17 protein-coding genes are annotated in these 18,803 nt (G+C 66.8%); 11 read left to right on the top strand and 6 right to left on the bottom strand.

The window, feature by feature from the left end:
* Positions 1 to 126: 126 nt before the first annotated feature.
* Positions 127 to 1,839 carry a bifunctional 3'-5' exonuclease/DNA polymerase gene (locus tag ACIP90_RS10970; RefSeq protein ID WP_400579336.1) on the bottom strand — a complete coding sequence of 571 codons (1,713 nt, stop codon included), beginning with the start codon at positions 1,837 to 1,839 and terminating at the stop codon, positions 127 to 129.
* A 158-nt stretch (positions 1,840 to 1,997) separates the two neighbouring features.
* Here ACIP90_RS10970 and ssd point away from each other — a divergent pair, with 158 nt between their 5' ends.
* From ssd to ACIP90_RS10935, 7 genes are all read left to right on the top strand, one after another.
* A complete protein-coding gene (ssd, locus tag ACIP90_RS10965) occupies positions 1,998 to 3,197 on the top strand; it encodes a septum site-determining protein Ssd (RefSeq protein ID WP_400579335.1) in 1,200 nt (399 codons plus the stop codon).
* A gap of 86 nt (positions 3,198 to 3,283) precedes the next feature.
* Positions 3,284 to 4,501 (top strand): TadA family conjugal transfer-associated ATPase, encoded by a 1,218-nt coding sequence (locus tag ACIP90_RS10960; protein WP_400579334.1) that lies wholly within the window; start codon positions 3,284 to 3,286, stop codon positions 4,499 to 4,501.
* Complete coding sequence (locus tag ACIP90_RS10955) at positions 4,498 to 5,343, top strand: hypothetical protein (protein ID WP_400579333.1); 846 nt, start codon at positions 4,498 to 4,500, stop codon at positions 5,341 to 5,343. Before ACIP90_RS10960 ends, ACIP90_RS10955 begins: the two co-directional genes overlap by 4 nt.
* 214 nt (positions 5,344 to 5,557) lie before the next feature.
* Positions 5,558 to 6,037 (top strand): type II secretion system F family protein, encoded by a 480-nt coding sequence (locus tag ACIP90_RS10950; protein ID WP_400579383.1) that lies wholly within the window; start codon positions 5,558 to 5,560, stop codon positions 6,035 to 6,037.
* A gap of 166 nt (positions 6,038 to 6,203) precedes the next feature.
* Positions 6,204 to 6,488: a DUF4244 domain-containing protein gene (locus ACIP90_RS10945; RefSeq protein WP_400579332.1), complete on the top strand. Its 285-nt coding sequence runs from the start codon at positions 6,204 to 6,206 to the stop codon at positions 6,486 to 6,488.
* A complete protein-coding gene (locus ACIP90_RS10940) occupies positions 6,485 to 6,961 on the top strand; it encodes a TadE family type IV pilus minor pilin (RefSeq protein WP_400579331.1) in 477 nt (158 codons plus the stop codon). The genes ACIP90_RS10945 and ACIP90_RS10940 overlap by 4 nt, the downstream gene beginning before the upstream one ends.
* The gene (locus ACIP90_RS10935) at positions 6,889 to 7,374 is read left to right on the top strand and encodes an Rv3654c family TadE-like protein (RefSeq protein WP_400579330.1); all 486 of its coding nucleotides are present in this window, start codon (positions 6,889 to 6,891) and stop codon (positions 7,372 to 7,374) included. Before ACIP90_RS10940 ends, ACIP90_RS10935 begins: the two co-directional genes overlap by 73 nt.
* A gap of 73 nt (positions 7,375 to 7,447) precedes the next feature.
* On the opposite strand, the gene ACIP90_RS10930 is transcribed toward ACIP90_RS10935, so the two are convergent.
* Together ACIP90_RS10930 and ACIP90_RS10925 are read right to left on the bottom strand one after the other, a co-directional pair.
* A complete protein-coding gene (locus tag ACIP90_RS10930) occupies positions 7,448 to 9,844 on the bottom strand; it encodes a DEAD/DEAH box helicase (RefSeq protein ID WP_400579329.1) in 2,397 nt (798 codons plus the stop codon).
* A gap of 74 nt (positions 9,845 to 9,918) precedes the next feature.
* Positions 9,919 to 10,611, bottom strand: coding sequence for a GNAT family N-acetyltransferase (locus ACIP90_RS10925; protein WP_400579328.1), 693 nt, complete (start codon positions 10,609 to 10,611; stop codon positions 9,919 to 9,921).
* A 170-nt stretch (positions 10,612 to 10,781) separates the two neighbouring features.
* Between ACIP90_RS10925 and ACIP90_RS10920 the strand changes: the two genes are divergently transcribed.
* Positions 10,782 to 11,675 (top strand): rhodanese-related sulfurtransferase, encoded by an 894-nt coding sequence (locus ACIP90_RS10920; protein WP_400579327.1) that lies wholly within the window; start codon positions 10,782 to 10,784, stop codon positions 11,673 to 11,675.
* 47 nt (positions 11,676 to 11,722) lie between these two features.
* Here ACIP90_RS10920 and ACIP90_RS10915 read toward each other — a convergent pair whose 3' ends face one another.
* The 3 genes from ACIP90_RS10915 to ACIP90_RS10905 form a co-directional block, all read right to left on the bottom strand.
* Positions 11,723 to 12,292, bottom strand: a complete 570-nt coding sequence (locus ACIP90_RS10915; protein ID WP_400579326.1) for a hypothetical protein — start codon at positions 12,290 to 12,292, stop codon at positions 11,723 to 11,725.
* Between the two features lie 150 nt (positions 12,293 to 12,442).
* Entirely contained in the window at positions 12,443 to 12,886 is a 444-nt protein-coding gene (locus ACIP90_RS10910) for a hypothetical protein (protein WP_400579325.1), read from the bottom strand.
* A gap of 65 nt (positions 12,887 to 12,951) precedes the next feature.
* Positions 12,952 to 13,491: a hypothetical protein gene (locus ACIP90_RS10905; protein ID WP_400579324.1), complete on the bottom strand. Its 540-nt coding sequence runs from the start codon at positions 13,489 to 13,491 to the stop codon at positions 12,952 to 12,954.
* Between the two features lie 54 nt (positions 13,492 to 13,545).
* Between ACIP90_RS10905 and ACIP90_RS10900 the strand changes: the two genes are divergently transcribed.
* From ACIP90_RS10900 to topA, 3 genes are all read left to right on the top strand, one after another.
* On the top strand, positions 13,546 to 15,174 hold the full coding sequence (locus ACIP90_RS10900; protein ID WP_400579382.1) for a methyltransferase: 1,629 nt from the start codon (positions 13,546 to 13,548) through the stop codon (positions 15,172 to 15,174).
* Positions 15,175 to 15,223: 49 nt separating this feature from the next.
* The gene (locus ACIP90_RS10895) at positions 15,224 to 15,919 is read left to right on the top strand and encodes an ArsR/SmtB family transcription factor (RefSeq protein WP_400579323.1); all 696 of its coding nucleotides are present in this window, start codon (positions 15,224 to 15,226) and stop codon (positions 15,917 to 15,919) included.
* A gap of 125 nt (positions 15,920 to 16,044) precedes the next feature.
* Positions 16,045 to 18,768: a type I DNA topoisomerase gene (gene topA / locus ACIP90_RS10890; RefSeq protein WP_400579322.1), complete on the top strand. Its 2,724-nt coding sequence runs from the start codon at positions 16,045 to 16,047 to the stop codon at positions 18,766 to 18,768.
* The last annotated feature ends 35 nt before the right edge of the window (positions 18,769 to 18,803 follow it).

Here is an 18,803-nt window from a genome sequence, read left to right as displayed (position 1 = left end):
CCGCACCTGCGCGAACTACCCGCGGGTACATTACTTTCTGAAACGCTGCGTTGCGGCGCGCGGCGCATGTGACTTCAGTTCCGGCCGCCGACAGTATACTGTCTGTTCTCCGCCTTGGGGCCCCTCCTACTTCGCGTTGTCGTACGAGTCCACTATCGCCACACTGACCGGGAATTCCACCGGAATCCGGCCGAAGAGCAATTCCTTTGCAGTGTTGGCGGCGTCTTCGATTGCCCGGACGCAGCTCTCTACCGCCGCCTCCGGGGCGTGCACCATGACTTCGTCGTGGAGGAAGAAGACGAGCTCTCCGGAAGCTGAACCGCCGGCACGCAGGGCGCGCAGCCGGCGTCGTAATTCCGCAAGCCAGCACGCCGCCCAGTCCGCTGCAGAGCCCTGCACCACGAAGTTGCGCGTGAAGCGGCCACGTGAGCGGGCGATCGAGTCGGCGCGGCGCTGCTCCTCAGCCGAAGTGGACTGCTGGCTGCGGAACCACCGCTCGGACGGCGGCGGGCTGCTGCGGCCGAGCCGGGAGGTGACAGTTTTCCCTGCCTCGCCCGCGCGGGCGGCCTGTTCCACAAAGCCGACGGCGCGCGGATAGGTGCGCGCCAGCTGCGGCATCAGCCGGCCTGCTTCACCCGAGGTGGCGCCATACATGGCGCCGAGCAGGGCAATCTTGGCCTTGGCGCGGTCGCCGCCGAATCCCCTGGCCGCGATGCCCGCATAAAGGTCCTGGTCCCTCGCGGCCTCGGCCATCGTGGAATCCTGTGCCAGCGCCACAAGCACCCGCGGTTCCAGCTGTGAGGCGTCCGCGACGATCAGCTTGTGCCCCGGGTCGGCGTGGACCGCGCCGCGGACCTGGCGTGGGATCTGCAGAGCGCCGCCTCCGCGGGACGCCCACCGGCCCGAGACCACCCCACCCACCACGTATTCCGGCTGGAAACGCCCGTTCCTGACCCAGGCGTCCAGCCATGCCCAGCCGTTCGCCGCATGCAGCCGCGCCAGTTTCTTATACGCCAGCAGCGGTTCTATGGCGGGGTGGGTGCACTCCTTCAGTTCCCACTGCCGTGTCGACTTCACCTCTATGCCGTTCCGGTGGAGGGCACGCATCAGCTCCTGCGGCGAATCGGGGTTCAATGCCGGGGAGTGCAACAGCCTGCGGAGTTCGGTGTTGAGTGCCTCCAGTTTGGCGGGTCGGTGACCTGCCGGCGGGCGGGGACCCAGATGATCGGCGAGGATCTGTTCATGCAACTCTTCACGCCAAGGCACGCCCGCGTGCTGCATCTCGGCCGCGATCATGGCGCCGGCGGATTCTGCGGCGAGAAGCAGCTGGAGGCGCTGCCTGCGGTTGCCGTCCGTGGCGGCACCGGCCAAGGCCTCCTGCTGGGCGGCATATTCGGCGCGCAGGTCTTCAATGGCGGGCAACTGCTCTGCGCGCAATCCGGGACCGTCAAAGAGCGCTCCTTGATCGGCCGGCGGCGGGGGCGGCTGGAGCAACCGCGGGGGTTGCTGGAGGTCGTCGTCCAGCGTCACCTTCTCCGCGCGCTGGGCATAGGGTGTGTGCGCGGTGAACTCGGAATGAGCCAGGATCGCGCCGCACAGCGAGAGGTCGTAGCACCGCTCCAGCTCGACGCCCGCCGCCAGCAGCGCCGGATACCAGTCCTGCGTCCGGTGCCAGATCCAGCGCGGACGCTGCGGTTCGAGTTCGCGCACGACGGCGGGAAGCCCGGTTGCGCTTCTGCTGATGATCCGTGGGTGGGGATTGCGCGGGCTCGGCAGGCCGTCGGCCGTCAGCTCCTGCAGGGCCGCTCCGTCAGGGTGGGCAGCCAGCAACAGAAGCATGGCTTTATTCTGCCCTGATTTTGGCGCTGCCCCGTGCGGGACGCATGTGTCACGTGCCGTGCCCGACTTCCCCTCCACATGATTGCCTCCTGTGGAGGTTGTCCACATAGCATCGTGGGCGGCTGCCGGGCGGGCCGGGTTCCCGCCAGAGTTGCTCCATGAGCAGGCATCATGCACGTAACCCAGGAGCTTCGTCGGGACCGGATGCGGCCGCGTCGGCGGGCTTTCCCTTGCCAGAGACTCCCCTGCGGGCCGCGCCGTTGCGGACCCCGGAACCGGGTCAGGGCCCGTGGCTGCCGGCGGGAGCCGCCGATGTTTTGCTGGTAACTGGTTTTGATTTTCTCCAAGGGGAGGTGGAACGGATTGTGGCCGCGGCCGGCGGAGTGCTGCGCGTTGCCGCCGACATTTCAGAGGCCGCGCCGTACTGGGATTCCGCCGCTGCCGTCCTGGTCGGAAGCGACATCCGTGAGCTGCCCCCGCGCCGCCGGGCCCCGGCGGTTTTGGTGGGTCTTAGCGGGGAAGGGGACAGCCTCTGGCATTTGGGGGCGGTGATTGGCGCGCAGCGGGTCGCCGTTCTTCCCGACGCCGCGGCGTGGCTGGCAGAATACCTCAGCCGTTCACGCTCACCGGAGGCGGGCGGCGCGGTGCTGGGCATCACTGGCGGCTGCGGGGGTGCCGGCGCCACTACGGCCGGCATCTGGATTGCGCAGGCGGCCGCGAGCCTTGGTGTGCGGGTCCTGCTTGTGGACGCCGACCCGTGGGGGGGAGGACTTGAACTCGCCCTGGCGGCGGAAGAATCGCCGGGTCTACGCTGGCCCGATCTCGCTGACGCGAGCGGCAGCATCGATCCCGGCCGACTCGCGGATGCCTTGCCCGTGGCTGGCGGCTTCTCGTTCCTGTCCTGGCCGGGAAGCAGGGAACGGCCGCCTGCCGTGGATTCGGCCACTGTCGGCGGCGTGCTCGATGCCGCCCGGCGTGGCTATGAGCTCGTTGTCGTAGACATCGGTCGAAACGCCGAACCACTGCGGACGTTCGCATGGGACTGCGATCGCCTGCTTGTCGTGGTCCCCGCCCAGTTGAAGGCGGCAGTGGCCTCCGCCCGCCTGCTTCAGGAGCTTCCGCCCGTGGATTCAGCGCTCGTCATCCGGGGCAGGGCAGGTGCTGCCTTGGACGGGACGCTGATCGCAGAGTCCGTGGGCCTTCCGCTGCATGGCGTTATGCCCGAAGTGCGCGGCACAGCCGGGGCCGCCGAGCTGGGCCGCCTGCTGGAGCAGGGCAAACGGAGGAGCGTTCGCCGGTTCGCCGCGTCAGTCCTCGAGCTGCTCGACGGCGAGCTGCCGGCCAGGGATGCGCAGTGAGCGGGCATTCAGGCGTCCCGGGACGAGGCCCCTTCTCCAGTCCCGCGTTTTCCGGTTCCGGACCGGCAGCTGGCAGGGCGGCTCCGATGGAGGGCAGCGGACGGCGGCGCGCACCCCGGGCGTTGGATTCCGGGCTCCTCGAAACTGTGCGGGAATCGGTCATGGCCGATGCCGGCCCGGTGACGCCCTCACGCGTGGCAGCAGCCGTGCAGGCAACCGGAAAACTGCTCGGCACGGCCGGCTCGCTTGCGGCTGTTGAACGCATCAGCGCTGAACTGAATGGTCTGGGGCCGCTGCAGCAACTTGTCAGGGATCCCTCGGTCACCGACATCTTCGTCAATGCGCCGGATGCTGTATGGCTCGACCGGGGACGGGGAATTGAACGGGCGCCCGTGGCTTTTGCGGGAGAGACGCAGCTCCGTGCCCTGGCATCACGGCTTGTGGCCGCGGGCGGACGCCGACTGGACGACGGTTCACCCTGCGTCGACGTGCGGCTCGACGGCGGCTACCGGGTTCACGCGGTCCTGCCGCCCATCTCCACGGCCGGAACCCTGCTGAGCATCCGGATCCGCCGTGAGCAGGTCTTCTCCATGGACGAACTCAGGGACGGCGGAATGTTCGGTCCGCTGATCCAGTCCGTTCTGGAGCAGATGGTGGACCGTCGGCTGAGCTTCCTGATCAGCGGCGCCACCGGATCGGGCAAGACCACCCTGCTGTCCACGCTGCTCGGGCTGTGCCATGCCGGCGAGCGGCTCGTCCTGATCGAGGATGCCTCGGAGCTGAACCCGGTGCACCCGCACGTTGTCGCCCTTGAATCGCGGCATGGCAACCTGGAAGGAGGCGGCGCGGTGGATCTGGGCGAACTTGTACGTCAGGCCTTGAGGATGAGGCCAGACCGGCTGGTCGTGGGGGAATGCCGGGGCGCCGAGGTGCGGGAACTCCTGACGGCCATGAACACCGGTCACACCGGCGGCGGCGGGACGATCCACGCCAACACAGCCGGTGCCGTCCCGGCGCGCCTCACGGCCTTGGGTGCCCTGGCAGGGCTCGGACCGGATGCGGTGCGCCTCCAGGTTGCCAGTGCCCTGGACGTTGTCGTCCATGTCGCCAGGCACCGGGAAGGGCGGCATGTGGCCTGCATAGGAATGATGCAGCAGACTGCCGGGACCCTTGGCGTTTCCACTGCTTTGGAGGTCGCAGGTGGTCAGCTGGTCACCGGCCCGGCCTGGGAGACGCTTGCCGGGAGGCTCGGCCTGGATCCGGCGCTGTCCCTGCCGCAGCATTCCCCCGGGGCCGCGGCATGACCGCCGTTCTCGTGGTGGCGCTGGGCCTGGCTCTGTGGTTGATTCTGCGGCCGCCGCGCGGCGTGAGCGGCAGGGTGCGGAGGGCCTTTCACGCGAGCACGCGCGGCACGCGCACCGGGCGCGGCCACGGGTCCGGCACGCGCGGCCAGAGGGCCGGCGACGGCGGAGTGGGTCGGTATCGGAGCCGTCCCTTCCTGGGTGGACGCCGGGCCGCCCGGCGCGGCAAGGACGGGGTGGTGCCGCTCACCGTGGTGGTCCAGCAGCTTGCGGCCCTGTTGAAGGGCGGCCGGGCACCGTCCCGGCTCTGGGACGAACTGTGGCTCGTATATGCGGGATCCGGCCAGTCCGTGGATATGGCCGATGGCCAGCGTCTCAGCACGGCCTCGACGGCGATTCTGGCGGCCGCACGGGGGGCAGCCCTGCGTGGTTCCCCGGTGGCTGAAGCGATACGTGTGGCCGCGCGGTCCTCAAGCCACAGCACGAACGGCCACGAACCGCGGATCTGGGCGGAACTTGCCGCCTGCTTCGATATCGCAGAAGCCAGCGGGTGCCCTCTGGCGGACGTCCTGACCCGATTCGCCACGCAGCTGGAAGTTGAGGACGATGCCGAAGCAGCACGACAAACCGCCCTCGCCGGCCCCAAGGCGACGGTCACCCTGCTGACGTGGCTGCCCCTGCTCGGACTCGGGTTGGGAATATGCCTCGGCGTGGACCCATTGGCAATGCTGGTCGGAACGCCGGTCGGTGTCGCGGCCCTGATCGCCGGCGTCCTGCTGACAATCGTCGGCCGGATCTGGTCCGCCAGGCTCGTGCGGGCGGCCGCCGGCGCGGCAGTGGCGTGAGCGTCCTTGGAGATGGTGTGACTGGCCTGCGATATGAATCGGGGCGGCATGACCTGACCCGGCCCAGGGGTGCGGCACGGACATGATGGAGCCGATACTGTCCGCTGTGCTGATTGCGTCGTTATTGGCTTTGGCGGCGTCACTAGCTTTGTCTGGACGCTCACGCATGCGAAGGCGCCTGTTGGCCAAGGTTGGCGTGCTGCTGGACGACACCATGACTGACGTCGCGGGGAGGTCGGGTCCAGCCTGGCAGGAAGCCGGTCTGCGAGATCCGGCAATGATGCTCGAGCTGGTCGCGGCCATGCTGGATGCAGGATGCGGAATCGGCCGCTCCCTGGAGCTTGTCGCGGCCGCCGCCTCACCTTCGTACCGCAATTCGTTGAGGCCGGTGGTGGCCGCCTTGGCCATCGGGGCTGATTGGGAAACGTCCTGGCGGAGTTCCGAGGGGCACTCCGCCGAAGTACTGGCACTGCGGGACGCACTGGGGTTCGCCGCCCTGACCGGTGCGCCGTCGTCCGCCATCCTTTACGCCCAGGCTGCCAGGATGCGTCGTGAACGGTTCCGTGCCGCCGAAAAGCGCGCCGCATCCCTCAGCGTCAAGCTGGTGATTCCCTTGGGCCTCTGCTCCCTCCCGGCGTTTATCTGTCTGGGCGTCGTCCCGGTGCTCCTCGCCCTGGTGCCCTCTGGATCGTGAGCGCGAAGGGCCGCTGCACTCACGATCCCTAAGGCACCTTTCCTCCACATCGCGGAGCGGGCGCGGGTTTTTCCACTTAGGCCGACGCATCACTTACCGTCCGGTGCGCCAGGCAGGAAAGTCGGAACTAGCCGGTAACACCGCCGGCTAACCAGAAAGGAAATCCATGTCCCTGAATCAAAACAGCCTCGGCGGTGCCCTGCCTGCACGGCAGGAAAGCGACGATGCGGCAGTGCGGGAAATCTATCCGGGGGCGAGCACGGCTCCCCGTATAAAGGTGCGGCAGAGGAGGCGGCTGACGGGATCCGAGGCAGGGATGGCAACTGCGGAATATGCCATCGCCACCCTGGCGGCCGTGGGCTTTGCCGGGATTCTCGTGTTCATTCTGCGCAGCGACGAAGTCCGTGGTTTCCTGCTGAACCTGATCCGTACGGCGCTGGCCCTGCCGTGACTCCCGTGCTGCAGATCCCGACGCCCCGCGGACGGACGAACTCCCCAAGGGGCCGCACAACTGACAGCCGCGGCGCCGTGACGGCTGAATTCGCGGTCGCACTGCCTGCAGTCCTCATGCTGTTGGTCATGCTCCTGGCGGGGTCTGCAGCAGGGATCACCCAGCTCCGGCTGGAGGAAGCGGCCCGCGCCGGCGCCAGGGCCCTTGCCCGTGGCGAAGAACCGGCAACCATTGACGGCATCGTCCGCAAGCTGGCCGGGGCGTCGGCCACATCCGTGGTGGTAAGCGACGGCGAATGGCTGAGCGTCACCGTGACGGACCGCGCGGCCGGTCCCCTGGGATCCGTGGTGCCGTGGACACTGACCGCGAAGGCCGAAGCCCGAGGGGAAGCGGCGGCGTCGTGGATTCCCGGCACCGGCGGCGCCAGCGCCGCCAGTCTGCAGAACAAGCCTCGATCAAGGACACCGGTGTGAACGGGAACCGGTACTGGGTCGGTCGGCATCCGTCTCAGCGGCGTAAGTCTCAGCGGAGGCGGTCTCAGAGGCGGCAGTCTGAGCGGGGATCTGGCACAGTCCTTGCGGCCGGTCTCGGGATGGTGGTCATTCTGGCGATGTCCATGAGCCTCCTGCTTGCGCAGTCGGCCGTAATGGCTTCCCAGGCCGCAGCGGCAGCTGACCTTGCTGCCCTCGCCGCAGCGGACGCGCTGCGCGGCGTTTCAGTGGGTGAACCGTGCGCTGTTGCCGCCGCGGTCGCCGCGCGGCACGACGCGCGGCTCCTTACCTGCACGGAGGGAGGTGATCAGTCCGTGGAAGTGCGCACTCAACTGGTGCCCCGTACGCTCTTGGGGGCCGCCGTCGGCCGCGCGCGGGCGGGACCTCCTCCCTAGTCTGCGGGCCGAGCCGGTGTCGTTCCTAGCCAGTGTCGGACCTAGCCAGTGCCAGAGCTAGCCGGTGCCGGACCTAGCCAGCATCGGGGACAACGGCGCTCGCCGCAAGCTCCGCGGACGGTCGGGCGGTGTCGGTGGCATCCTTCAACAGCACGTCGATCAACGTCACGGCTGCGTCCTTGTCCAATGGGTTGTTCTTGTTGCCGCACTTGGGCGACTGGACGCAGGACGGGCACCCGGAGTCGCACTCACAGGCCCGGATGGCATCACGTGTGGCCGTCAGCCATACCTTGGCCTTTTCGAAGCCGCGTTCGGCAAAGCCCGCACCGCCGGGGTGCCCATCGTAGACGAATATGGTGGGCACTCCCGTGTCGGCGTGGATCGCCGTCGAGACGCCGCCGATGTCCCAGCGGTCACTGGACGCCACGAGCGGCAGCAGCCCGATGGCCGCGTGCTCGGCTGCGTGAAGGGCACCGGGGAACTGGGCTTCGACCAGGCCGGCACCCGTAAGGGACCGGTTATCCATGACGAACCAGACAGCCTTCGTGAACAGGTCCCGCGCCCCCAGGTCCAGGGGCTCTTCGCCCAGGACCTCGTTTGAAATGAGGGCCTTGCGCTGAAAGGAAACCACTTGAGTCGTCACCTTCACATCACCGAAATGGACGGCAACGTCACCCCACTGCGCCGTGCGGTCGGTCTCCAGTACATCGATCTGCGTTATGTCCCGGGCGGTGGTGTAGTAGTCCGGATTAGCGCGGCGAACCACCACGCAGTGCTCGTCTTCGTTCAGGTCCTCAACCACGTAGCTGTCACCTTGGTGGACGTAGACCGCGCCGGTGTGCGCCTGGTAGTGGGTTTGCGGGGAGCCCATGGTTCCCAGGAGGGACCCGGTGTCTGCATCCACGATGCTCACCGGACCGCCCCCATCGGCTCGGAGGTTCACCATGGCTGCCGCGCTCTGGGGATGGGTCCAGAACCAGCCGGCGGGGCGCCGCCGCAAATACCCCCGCTTTACAAGCTGGCCGAGCAGTTTCTCCGCCGTGCCGCCAAACAGTGGAAGCTCGGCAGGACCCAGGGGAAGTTCGGCGGCTGCGGCGCACAGGTGCGGGCCGAGAACGTAGGGATTCGAGGGATCGAAGACAGTTGCCTCCACCGATACATCGAAGATGGCCTCAGGGTGGTTCACCAGATACGTATCCAAAGGGTCATCGCTGGCTACGAAGGCCGCAATGGCATCCTGCCCGGCACGCCCGGCCCTGCCTATTTGCTGGAAGAGGGAAGCCCTCGTGCCGGGCCAGCCGGCAACCAGCACCGCATCGAGGCCGGAGATGTCGATGCCCAGTTCCAGGGCCGAGGTGCTCGAAATACCCAGCAGCTGGCCTGTCCGCAGAGCTTTTTCCAAGGCGCGCCGCTCTTCGGGGAGGTATCCGGAGCGGTAGGCGGCAACCCGCTGGGGCAGGCTGGGGTCAACCTCATCGAGCAGGCGCTTCGTGATGGACGAAATGGTTTCCGCACCCCGCCGGGACTTAATGAAAGCGATCGTCCGGGTCCGTGACGAGACGAGGTTGGCCAGCAGGTCGGCTGTTTCGGCCACCGCCGTCCGGCGCTCCTTGGCGCCGTTCTCGCCGCGCACCTCGGTCAGCGCAGGTTCCCAGAAAGCCACCGTGGTGGAGCCGTGCGGCGAGGAATCTTCTGCGACGGACTGGACGGGGGCCCCGATGAGCCGCCCGAAGGACTTTTCCGGGTCCGAGGCGGTGGCGGAGGCTGCAACAAAGACCGGGCCGGGGGAGGAGGGACCCGCATAGTAGGCGCAGATCCGACGGAGCCTGCGCATCAGGTTGGCCACGTGGGAGCCGAAGACGCCGCGGTAGCTGTGTGCCTCGTCCACAACCACGTACCGCAGGCGCCGGAAGAATCCAGCCCACCAGGCATGGTTGGGCAGGATCCCGAAGTGCAACATGTCGGGGTTGGCCAAGATGACGTTGGCGTGGTCTCTGATCCAGCGCCGGGACGCTTGGTCGGTGTCGCCGTCGTACGTTTCTGCCCGGACCGTGGGCAGCCTCAGCGAGCGGATCGCGGCGAGCTGGTCCGCTGCGAGCGCCTTGGTCGGAGACAGATACAGCGCCACTGCACCGTCTTCGTGTATCTTGCCCGGCTCGGAGAGTATCCGCAGCTCTGAGCGGTGGATCGCGTCTAAGGCAGGAAGCTGGTAGGCCAGCGACTTTCCGGACGCCGTGCCGGTAGCGACCACAACGTGCCCGCCGGAGTGGGCGATGTTGGCCGCCTGAACCTGGTGCCGGTATGGCTGCTGAATGCCCAGCTTGCCGTACGCGGCCACGAGGTCGGGATGGGCCCATGCAGGCCACGGGTCGTGCACCGCCTCGCGCGCCGGGATGGTCCGCACATGGCGCAGCTGCTCCGGGTTCGGGCCGCGGCCCAACAAGGAAATCAGCGAGTCATGGGGGTTCACCCCAACATTCTTTCACCTGCCCAGGCGCCGGGGGACACTGCGGCGGTCGAAGCACTCAGCCTGAGGAAGGCGCGTCAGGCGACAGAGAGGTCCGAGCCTTCGTTCGACGCGGAGAGCATCAGGACATGGCACACCGAGGTCCAGCCCAGATGCGAATAGAGTTTTTGTCCGTCGAGCGAGGCAAGCAGCAGGCCGTCCTCCACGTCGTGTTCAAACGCCTGGGCGGCCAGGGCCTTCATGATGAAGCTGCCCAGCCCGCGGCGCTGGAAATCAGGTTCGGTCACGATCTTGTCGAACACGGCCGTCCCGTTGATCACGAGCACCTGTCCGCTGGCAGCCAGGGCGTCTCCGGACCGCACGACAGCATGGTGCACGCCGTTGGATTCGGACAGTTCGAGCGTCAGTTCGTCGTCGGAAAGCCACGGGTCCTCGGCGTCCTGTGTCTCCATGTCCACGACCATCATGGTTTGGGACGCTGATGTGACATTGAGCCCGTGCTGCTGCGCGAGGACCTTGTACCGGTCAACATCGTTGGTCAGGATGGTCAGCACGCGCGACGGCGCCTCGGCCGTCTTCTCTGCAAGGTCGGCAAACTCAGCGTCGGAAGGATCGGAAGCAAAATACTCCCATTCCCCGGTTGTGTCGGCGCGGAGGGCGGCAGGGAACCGTCCCTCAGTGCGCGTCTCATAGCCCCGGCAGCCGGCCCAGCCGGCTACCCAGACTTCCAGCAGATGCGTGATGTCTCCAACCATGGCTTCTGGCGTCATGTGATGAGACTATTCCAGCACTGTCACAAGCAACAGAGCTTTGGCACTTGCTTATTCAATTGTGATGGGGTTCAGCCACACCTCCACGCGCCCCTTTGAGCGCCTCCGAAGGCTTCGCGCCCGCGTCTGCGGGATCCGGTGCCTTCCCTACAGCCAGTACCCTTAAATACGTGGCTTTGAACCGAATCGTCCTTTTTTATGGCTTTACCCCCATCGCAGACCCTGACGCCGTCAGGCTCTGGCAGCGCGCCCTGTGCGAGAAGCTGGGCCTGACCGGGCGCATCCTGATCTCCAAGGACGGCATCAACGCCACGGTCGGCGGTGAGCTCAATGCCGTCAAGCAGTACGTCAAGACCACCCGCGAATACAGGGGCTTTCACGGCATTGACGTGAAGTGGTCGGAGGGCGGCGCCGAGGACTTCCCCCGTCTCAGCGTCAAGGTCCGGGACGAGATCGTCTCCTTCGGCGCCCCGGGCGAGCTGAAGGTGGACGAGAACGGCGTCGTTGGCGGCGGCAAACACCTGAGGCCTGAGGAACTCCACCAGCTGGTGGACGCCAAGAAGGAGAGCGGCGAGGAAGTCGTGTTCTTTGACGGGCGCAACGCCTTCGAGGCGCAGATCGGCAAGTTCAAGGACGCGGTTGTTCCGGATGTTGCCACCACCCACGACTTCATCAAGGAACTCGAGTCCGGCAAATACGATGAACTGAAGGACAAGCCGGTGGTCACGTACTGCACGGGCGGCATCCGCTGTGAGGTGCTCTCCAGCCTCATGGTGAACCGGGGCTTTAAAGAGGTGTACCAGCTCGACGGCGGGATCGTGCGCTACGGCGAAACCTTCAAGGACCAGGGACTCTGGGAAGGTTCGCTGTACGTCTTCGACAAGCGCATGCATCTTGAGTTCAGCGAAGACGCTAAAACCATCGGCGAATGCGTCCGCTGCGCGTCGCCGACAAGCAAATTCGAGAACTGCTCAAACCTAAGCTGTCGCACCCTGACGCTGTACTGCGCCGGGTGTGCCGCCAGCCCCGAAACCCTGCGCTGCCCGCAGGGCTGTGCCGCCTGACGGCACGGGTCAAGTGGGCAGGCCTGTCCGCCGTGTAAGCGGGCCGTTCAGAGCCGGCTTATCTTGAGGGCGAAGTTGGCATCCCTTCTCGCCTCCACGGTTATCCGCAGTGCCGAGGCCTTTGAGAGGTGCACGACATTCACCCTGGAGGTGCCGCAGCGCAGGCTCAGATCCACCAGGGCGAACTCGGAATCGCGGACCGTGAACGAGACCCGCCGTTCACTGCGGCAGGCAAGGGTCAGGGCGTAGGTGCCGCTGCCCAGCTTCCCCGTGGACGTTTTCTCTTCTTCGTCCCCTTCGACCGTGCCGTAGTCGGTGTAAACGACCTCACCGGCGGAGTCGGGCAGTACCTCGCGCGCCCATTCGTCGAGCTCTGGGCCCGATACGGGGAGGTCCTGCAGTGGGTCCCGGGGCAGCGCCGCATCGGTCACGGGAGGTGAGGTGTCGGCGGGAAGTGCGCCGCGGCCGTCGTCATAGTCGTACTCGCAGCCGGTCAGGACGGCGCCGGCAGTGAGCGCAAGGAAAAGCACGACGCCGGCTGCCGGGGTCCGCAGCGGCGGAACCCGCGGTGCCCGCCTGGAGAGATGGCGCACGGAGGTCATCCGCACTGTGGGCATACACCGACTTTAAGCCCGGCGGACGCAGGGGGCCAGAGCCAGTGCAAGGTAACCGGGGCGCGCCGCGCAAGCGCTCTAAAACACCCCGGCCGGTTCCGGCATTAGTCCCGTTGAGCGCCTTTCGAGGGACCTCTGTTCCTCGTGGACGGGCTACCTGGCCGGAACCAGCTGGTAGGCATAAATGAGCGGTGCATCGACGCTGGAGGTGCTGATTTCCAGGGCCCCGGGTGTGGCGACGGTGATCTTCGTTGTCTCCCGGCTACCGTTGCAGGCGGCCCCGGCATCGGCAAGCTGCCGCCCGTCGAGTGACACTTCAAAGAAGGCCTTGCCGCCGCCTTCGCACGTTGCGGTCAAGGTGTAGCGGCCGGCCGGCACGCTGGCTGCTTCCCGGATGATCCTGTCGCGGTTGAGGATCTTCCCCGCATCCTCCAGGACCGATCCCCTGGCCGAGGGGAATGCCGTGGCTTTCCACGCGGGAACGTCGGCATTTTCGATGGACACCACAGGAGAACAGGCCGGAAGGACGAGCAGGATGCAGGCAACGGCCGCTGCCCCTGAGAGGGCGCGGAGCACCGCCGGGAAACGTTCAGCCATACCTACAACTTACCCGTTGCAAGGGGTGCGGACCGTCGGCGGAAGGGGCCGGCGGCGCGGAGCCGTCAGGTGCCGCGGTGCCGGGCCGCCGCGAAAACGACAAGCCTGTCTGCCTCCACGAGCGCCTGCGCCATGCCGGGCGAGGCAGCAAAGACCTGCTCACCGCGGGAGCCGAGATCCACAGGGATAAGGTCGGCCCGGGCCGAGGACGGCTGCTTCTGCGGTGCCGGCGACTGCTGCATTTCGCGTTCTGCGCTCTCTTCGGACAGCGTGAGGGCATCGATCTTGGCGCCGCCGATCTTGTCCAGCATCTCGTAGTCCTCGGCGGTGCAAAGGTCGCTCCCGGCCAGATGCCTGAGCGTAATGAGGCCCACCACTGCCCGGCTGAAATCGGGGTCCATCGCCAGATCGATGGCCCACTGGGTGCGCTGCCACCACTGGTCCCGGCGGTCCGCTTCGCGCCGTTGGGCGAGCGTGCGCCAGGCGATCCAGCCGGCGATCACAGCCGCCGCCAGCGTGCTGAGGGGAGCGAATGCCACGACATAGGCCAGCCACTCCGGGCCTGTGGCTTCCGGAGCAATCACAGCTGCTTGGGTGCCGAGCATGGCCCCACTGTAGTCTTCCCTTCCGACAAATAGACTGGCCCGGTGACCCAATCGATGCTCTTCACTGCCGGCAATACCCCCGACGCACCCCGCAGCGACCTTCCGGACCTCCTGCAGGCATTGGCCACTGACCTGCGGGAGCTGGACTACACCGTGGACGGCGTCGCCGGACTGTTGGGACCCCCGGCATACTCGGCGCTGGACCGTGACCAGATCATCCCCGCGCTGATCGTTACCGAGGAGGCCTCCCATGGCGGGGCGACCACCGCGGCCCTGGCCGCCGTCGTGCGTTTCTGGCTACTGGCCGTCCCGCAGGAGGCCGCAGCCCTCGATGCCGCCCTGCCGCGGACCCGGACAGAGGGCCTGGTCTCACTCCGGCTTGCGGAGGTCGGGGCGGCCGGGGTGACGGCAATCGCGGACCTCAGGCCCTACGGCTGGGACGCCGCCGCAGGGGAGGGTGCGTCCGGCAACGGCGGCGCGGAACTCTGGGTGGCCAGTGACCTCGCCGCCCATCAGCGCCCCGGTGTGCTCCGGCACGACCACGTCCTCGGCATCGGGCAGGCCTCTACAACTCTGGTGCAGACCGCCATCCGGCGGCACGCCCGCCGCGCCCTGGACCTGGGCACAGGCTGCGGCATCCAGACCTTCCACCTGCTGCACCACAGCGAGCACGTCACCGCCACGGACATCTCGGAGCGGGCCTTGGCCTTCACGCGCTTCAACATCCTGCTCAATGCTGAGGCGCTCCATGTGGACCCGTCGAGGCCCGAGGAGCGGGTGACCCTCCTGCTCGGCTCGCTGCTGGAACCCGTGGCCGGACAGGAATTCGACCTCGTGGTCTCCAACCCGCCCTTCGTCATCACACCCCGCAGCGCCGGGCAGGCGGCCAAAGACCAGTTCACCTACCGCGACGGCGGCCTGCCCGGGGATGAGATCGTGGCTTCGCTGGTCAAATCACTGCCGGAGGTACTGGCGCCTGGCGGCACAGCCCAGCTTTTGGGCAACTGGGAGATCACCGCGGGGGAGTCGTGGGAGGAGCGGCCGCAAAGCTGGGCCAGTCCGGACATCGATGCGTGGTTTATTCAGCGGGAGCAGGTCGGGCCGGAGCAGTACGCCGAGACCTGGCTGCAGGATGCCTCGGAAACCAGGGACCGGGCCCACTACCAGGACGCATACGCCGCCTATCTGGATGACTTCGCCTCACGGAACGTGGGTGGAATCGGCTTCGGCATGATTTGGCTGCGGCGGCCCGCGGCAGGAGCCCGCAGGATCCACCGGTTCGAGGAAATCACGTACCCGATCGAGCAGCCTGTCGGTCCCCATCTCGGCGCCGCAGTTGACCGCATCGACTGGCTGGCCGCGAACGACCTGTCCGCCGCGCACCTGCTTGTTGCTGACGACGTCACCGAAGAACGCCACCAACGCCCGGGCGCCGAACACCCCGGGGTAATCCTGCTGCGCCAGGGTGCCGGGCTGCGGCGCACGAACCTGCTGAGCACGGAGCTTGCCGGGTTCGTCTCGGCGTGCGACGGAGACCTTTCGGCCGGGCAGATCATCGGCGCCCTGGAAGCCCTGCTGGGCGGATACGAGGGTTTCGACAGCGAAGCCTTCCGCACCGGCATGCTCGCGGAAGCCGGCAACCTTGTCCGGGACGGGTTCCTGCTGCCGGCCAAGGAACAGTGAATGTCAAGCATTTCTTTCACAACTGCCGGCGGCTGACTAAACTTAAGGGGTGAGTACAGACACGCCCCGCGCGCAACCTGCCGCCGGCACGGCATCCTCCAAGGGGGACATGCAGGCAAAGCGCAGGCGCCGGCCGGAAAAGAAAGTGGAGATCACCGACCCCAAGGCAATCCGGGCGCTCGCCCACGCCGCGCGGCTGGAAGTCATTTCCGAGCTGTACTCCACCCAGTCGAGCCGAACGGCCACCGAGCTTGCCCAGCAGACCGGCCTCACGCCGAGCGCCATGAGCTACCACCTGAGGGCGCTGCAGAAATGGGGGATCGTGGCGCCCGCGGAGACTGCCGGAGATGCGCGCGAACGCCGCTGGAAGGCGGCCGGCACTGACTTCACCATCAATTCCGGCGGCGGGGTGGCCGGCCCCGACTTCGCCGTTGTCGATCTCGAACTGCAGGCTTTCCGCCGCCGCGCCAACGCCTACGCGAGGACCAGGGATAAGCAGCGGAAGCGCGGCGAGTCTCCCGAGCCGCCGGCAGCGGTCGTGCTCGCCACTGACCTCTTATATCTGACCCCGGCGCAGCAGCGGGAACTCACCGACAAGGTCTTTGGACTGCTGCGGAACTACGAGCTCGAGGACCCCGGGAACATACCGCCCGAGGCCGAGCGGATCGCCACCATGTGGTCCATGATTCCGGACGACCGGTCGCCGGAAGGTCCGGGGCGGAAGGACCCCGCCGACGGCGGCTAAATACGTTGCCTGGCAGTGACGGTGCCCACGTGTTTTCCACATGACTGCGCAGGATTCTGCAAAATATGGTGAACTAGGCCAATATGGGCTGATCTGCCCGAGCAATCTTTTTCTGTAGGAGCACAGTGCCAAGCAAGGCCAAAACAGGCAAGAAACTCGTGATTGTGGAGTCTCCGGCCAAGAGCAAGACCATCGCCAAGTACCTGGGCGAGGGCTTCATCGTTGAGGCCTCCATTGGTCATATCCGCGACCTGCCGCAGCCGTCCGAGCTGCCCGCGGACCTGAAGAAAACCTCCTTGGGCAAGTTCGCCGTCGATGTCGAAAATGACTTCAAGCCCTACTACGTCGTCTCGCCGGACAAGAAGAAAAAGGTCGCCGAACTCAAGGCCCAGCTCAAAGACGCCGACGCGCTCTATCTCGCAACCGATGGGGACCGCGAGGGCGAGGCTATCGCGTGGCACCTGCTGGAAGTGCTCAAGCCCAAGGTTCCGGTGTACCGGATGACCTTCGGCGAAATCACCAAGGAAGCCATCCACCGTGCCATGGACAATCTGCGCGACGTGGACGCCGCCCTGGTGGACGCCCAGGAGACCCGCCGCATCCTGGACCGGCTCTACGGCTACGAGATTTCCCCGGTGCTGTGGCGCAAGGTGGCCCGCGGCCTGTCCGCCGGCCGCGTGCAGTCTGTGGTGACCCGCATGGTAGTCGACCGTGAACGGGAACGCATGGCCTTCAAGGCTGCCTCCTACTGGGACCTGACCGGCCAGTTCGGCGCCGAGTCCGGCTCCTTCAAAGCCAAGCTCGCCGCGGTTGACGGAGCCAAGGTTGCCAGCGGCAGGGACTTCAACGACGACGGCGTGCTCACCGCCCGCAACGCGGTCCACCTTAACGAGGAACTCGCCACGTCGTTGGCGGCCGGTCTGGAAAACGCCGACTTCCGGGTCCGTTCCGTCGATACGAAGCCGTACACCCGCCGGCCGGCGGCCCCGTTCACCACGTCCACGCTCCAGCAGGAAGCCGGCCGCAAGCTGCGCTTCTCGTCCAAGAGCACCATGCAGATCGCCCAGCGGCTGTACGAAAACGGCTACATCACCTATATGCGTACGGACTCCTCGGCGCTGAGCGACGAAGCCGTCACTGCGGCCCGCCGCCAGGCCTCTGAACTGTATGGTCCCGAGTACATTCCGCAGTCGCCCCGCGTCTACTCCAGCAAGGCAGCCAACGCGCAGGAGGCCCACGAGGCCATCCGCCCCGCCGGCGACTCCTTCCGCACCCCCGCCCAGGTGGCGCAGCAGCTCAGCGGCGACGAATTCCGTCTTTACGAGCTGATCTGGAAGCGCACCGTCGCCTCCCAGATGGGTGACGCCAAGGGTTCCACCGCCACCATCCGCCTCGGCGCAGTGGCAGCCGATGGCCGCGACGCCGAGTTCTCGGCCTCCGGCACGGTCATCACCTTCCCCGGCTTCCTGGCTGCCTATGAGGAAGGGAAAGACGAAACCCGGGGGGACGAGGACTCTGAGGAGGCCCGCCGCCTGCCGAACGTGGCAAAGGACGACTCCCTCACCGCCTCCGACATCATCGCCGTGGGCCACGAGACGTCCCCGCCGCCTCGCTACACGGAAGCGTCCCTCACCGCCGAACTGGAAAAGAAGGGCATCGGGCGCCCGTCCACCTATGCCTCTACGATTTCCACCATCCAGGACCGCGGCTACGTGCGTAAGCAGGGCTCGGCGCTGGTACCCAGCTGGATTGCCTTCTCCGTCGTGCGGCTCCTCGAGCAGCACTTTACGGATTACGTGGACTACGAGTTCACGGCCGACATGGAAGGCGACCTGGACAAGATCGCCAACGGACAGGCGGTGGGCGCAGCCTGGCTCAAGCACTTCTACTACGGCGAGGACGCGGACCCCGGCCTGCTGAGCATCGTCAACAACCTGGGCGAAATCGACGCGCGGGAGATCAACTCCGTGCCCATCGCGGACGGAATCACGCTGCGCGTCGGCAAGTTTGGCCCGTACCTGGAGAGCTCCGTCCCCACAGTGGATCCGAAAACGGGTGAGGTCGTGGAGGCCGCCCGTGCCAACGTCCCCGAGGACCTGGCCCCGGATGAGCTCACTGCCGCCAAGGCCGTGGAGCTGATGGAGACAGCGGCCCCGGAGGAGCGGGTCCTCGGTAAGGATCCCCACACCGGGCACACGGTTGTCGCCAAGAACGGGCGGTACGGCGCGTACGTTACCGAGATCATCCCCGAGATGACCGAGGAACAGCTGGCCAACCTGCCCGTGGAGTATTACAAGAACGGCAAGCCCAAGCCGCCGAAGAAGCCTGTCAAGGCCAAGCCGCGCACGGGTTCCCTGTTCAAGTCCATGACGGTCGAATCCGTCACCCTGGATGAGGCACTGCAGCTTATGAGCCTCCCGCGGGTCCTCGGCGAAGACGCTGAGGGCAACGTGATCACGGTCCAGAACGGCCGGTTCGGCCCGTACCTGAAAAAGGGTACGGACTCGCGGTCCATCGGTTCGGAAGAGGAAATCTTCACCATCACGCTGGAACAGGCCCTGGAGATCTACTCCCAGCCCAAGCAGCGCGGAGCCCGAGCGGCGGTGCCCCCGCTGGCGGAGTTCGGTCCGGACCCCGTCTCGGAGAAGAACATCGTGGTGAAGGAAGGCCGCTTCGGGCCCTACATCACCGACGGCATCACCAATATCACCGTGCCGCGCAGCACCTCACTGGAGGAACTGACCAGGGAACGCGCCGTCGAACTGCTGGCCGAGAAGCGGGCCAAGGGGCCGGTCAAGCGGACCGCCACCCGCAAGGCCCCGGCCAAGAAGGCCGCGGCAAAGAAGTAGGTGGGGCCGCTGGTTGAGCTCGTCGAAACCAGGGG

Source organism: Arthrobacter sp. NPDC093139 (genome assembly GCF_044754165.1).
Taxonomy (GTDB): Bacteria; Actinomycetota; Actinomycetes; order Actinomycetales; family Micrococcaceae; genus Arthrobacter.
This window is presented reverse-complemented; position numbering and strand designations above follow the sequence as displayed.

Excerpts from the sequence above, each read along its gene's own strand:
- ACIP90_RS10970 (WP_400579336.1), bottom strand. The coding sequence starts at position 1,839 with ATGCTTCTGTTGCTGGCTGCCCACCCTGACGGAGCGGCCCTGCAGGAG.
- ssd (WP_400579335.1), top strand. The coding sequence starts at position 1,998 with ATGAGCAGGCATCATGCACGTAACCCAGGAGCTTCGTCGGGACCGGAT.
- ACIP90_RS10960 (WP_400579334.1), top strand. The coding sequence starts at position 3,284 with ATGGAGGGCAGCGGACGGCGGCGCGCACCCCGGGCGTTGGATTCCGGG.
- ACIP90_RS10955 (WP_400579333.1), top strand. The coding sequence starts at position 4,498 with ATGACCGCCGTTCTCGTGGTGGCGCTGGGCCTGGCTCTGTGGTTGATT.
- ACIP90_RS10950 (WP_400579383.1), top strand. The coding sequence starts at position 5,558 with ATGACTGACGTCGCGGGGAGGTCGGGTCCAGCCTGGCAGGAAGCCGGT.
- ACIP90_RS10945 (WP_400579332.1), top strand. The coding sequence starts at position 6,204 with ATGTCCCTGAATCAAAACAGCCTCGGCGGTGCCCTGCCTGCACGGCAG.
- ACIP90_RS10925 (WP_400579328.1), bottom strand. The coding sequence starts at position 10,611 with ATGACGCCAGAAGCCATGGTTGGAGACATCACGCATCTGCTGGAAGTC.
- ACIP90_RS10915 (WP_400579326.1), bottom strand. The coding sequence starts at position 12,292 with ATGCCCACAGTGCGGATGACCTCCGTGCGCCATCTCTCCAGGCGGGCA.
- ACIP90_RS10910 (WP_400579325.1), bottom strand. The coding sequence starts at position 12,886 with ATGGCTGAACGTTTCCCGGCGGTGCTCCGCGCCCTCTCAGGGGCAGCG.
- ACIP90_RS10905 (WP_400579324.1), bottom strand. The coding sequence starts at position 13,491 with ATGCTCGGCACCCAAGCAGCTGTGATTGCTCCGGAAGCCACAGGCCCG.
- ACIP90_RS10900 (WP_400579382.1), top strand. The coding sequence starts at position 13,546 with ATGCTCTTCACTGCCGGCAATACCCCCGACGCACCCCGCAGCGACCTT.